Here is a 1,920-nt window from a genome sequence, read left to right on the forward strand (position 1 = left end):
GCCCACCTGGATCCTCTTGTGGCCGAGCTTCTCTTCCGCCTGGACGATCTTCCAGGAGGAGGCGGCGTCCGGGGTCAGCGGCTTCTCGCAGAGGATGGGAATGTCTTTGGCAAGTGCCTTCAGCAGGATGTCCTCGTGAAGGAAGCCAGGGGTGGCGATGAGGACGGCGTTGACGTCCCCGTTGTTCAGTGCCTCCTCGGCGTCGGCCAGGGCGACGGCACCGGGGATGCCTTCGACGGCTGCCTGGGCCCGGGCCAGGTCGACGTCGACGACGGCGGCAACTTCGGCTCCATTGATCCGCTTGGTCAGTCGCTGGATGTGGTCTGCGCCCATGCGGCCGGCGCCGATGACAGCGACGCGGAGGATTTCAGTCATTGTGGTGTCCTTTGGGGTGAGGCTGGAAAAGGTCGGGGTCCGTCAGTTGACGGTGGTGCGGGAGCCGCAGGAGAGCAGGTAGTTTCTGGTTCGCTTGGCAATCGGCATGGGGACATCGAATGCCACCGGGTACATGTCCTGCTCCACGATGCCGAAGATCGGCCGGTTCAGCGCTTCAACTGCTTCGATGACTGCGCGCAGGTCCGGCAGGCCGTTCGGCGGCTCGGTCATGACACCGGCCAGGTTCGCTGCCGCCCAGGTCATGTTTTCTTCGTTGACCTTCTTGAGGATCTCCGGGTTGATCTGCTTCAGGTGCAGGTAGCCGATCCTGTCCGGGTAGTTCTTGATGAGCTCCAGGCTGGAAGCGCCGCAGTACTCAGCGTGGCCGGTGTCCAGGCACAGGTTCAGGAGCTGCGGATCCGTTGCCGCGAGCAGCGTCTCAATGTCTTCCTGGGCGCCCACGTGGGAATCTGCGTGGGAGTGGAACTGCTGCTTCAGGCCGAAGTCCTCCAGCAGGGTTTTGCCGAGCCGGTTGTGGCCTGTGAAGAGGTCGCTCCAGGCCTTCTCGGTGAGCTGGCCGCTCTCCACTGCCTCGCCGGTGACGTCATCGCGCCACATGGCCGGGATGACCACCATGTGTTCGCCGCCCATGGCCGCGGTGAGCTCGGCGACCTTGCGGGCCGGTTCCCAGGCGGTTTCCCACTGGTCCAGGCCGCGGTGGAAGGCGGTGAAGACTGTGCCGGCGCTGATCTTCAGATCACGCTGTTTTAGTTCCTCGGCCAGCCGGGTGGGATCGGTGGGCAGGTAGCCGTAGGGGCCAAGTTCGATCCACTTGTAGCCGGATTCTGCGACTTCGTCGAGGAACCGCTCCCACGGGGTCTGCTGGGGGTCATCAGGGAACCAGACGCCCCAGGAATCCGGCGCGGTGCCAATAATCAGCTTGTTCTCATTCATGACAGCGTTGTCTTTCTCGGGGATTAGTTGGAGGGGAAGTTGTAGGAGGCGCCGGAGGCGTGGTGGGTTTCGGGCCAGCGGGAGGTGATGACTTTGCCGCGGGTGTAGAAGGAGACGCCTTCGGGTCCGTAAATGTGCTTGTCGCCGAAGAGGGAGGCCTTCCAGCCGCCGAAGGAGTGGTAGGCCACCGGGACGGGCAGGGGCACGTTGATGCCGATCATGCCGACGGTGACGGAGCGCTGGAATTTCCGGGCTGCGGCGCCGGAGGAGGTGAAGATGGCGGTGCCGTTGCCGTAGGGGTTGGCGTTGATCAGGTTGATGCCGTCTTCGAGGGTGTCGACGCGGACCACGACGAGGACGGGGCCGAAGATTTCCTCGGTGTAGGCGGTCATTCCGGTTTTGACGTGGTCGATGACGGTGGGGCCCACCCAGAAGCCGTCTTCGTGGCCGGGGACCACGAGGTCGCGGCCGTCAACCACCATCGCCGCTCCTGCGGTTTCGGCTTCGGTGACGATCCGGACGATGCGTTCCTTGGAGGCGGGCGTGATGACCGGGCCCATTTCGGCGTCGGGTGCGGTGCCGTTGTTGACC

The 1,920-nt window shown here is 64.2% G+C and carries 3 protein-coding genes; all 3 read right to left on the minus strand.

The features are described from left to right. On the minus strand, positions 1–375 hold a 375-nt coding region (locus DBR22_RS09935), incomplete at its 3' end, for a Gfo/Idh/MocA family protein (protein ID WP_181365112.1). Between the two features lie 42 nt (positions 376–417). Further along, positions 418–1,329: a sugar phosphate isomerase/epimerase family protein gene (locus tag DBR22_RS09940; RefSeq protein ID WP_108598886.1), complete on the minus strand. Its 912-nt coding sequence runs from the start codon at positions 1,327–1,329 to the stop codon at positions 418–420. Between the two features lie 23 nt (positions 1,330–1,352). After that, positions 1,353–1,920, minus strand: a 568-nt coding sequence (locus DBR22_RS09945) for an aldehyde dehydrogenase family protein (RefSeq protein ID WP_146187459.1), incomplete at its 5' end; no start/stop codon positions are given.

The sequence above is a fragment of the Arthrobacter sp. HMWF013 genome (genome assembly GCF_003061105.1).
Classification (GTDB): domain Bacteria; phylum Actinomycetota; class Actinomycetes; order Actinomycetales; family Micrococcaceae; genus Arthrobacter.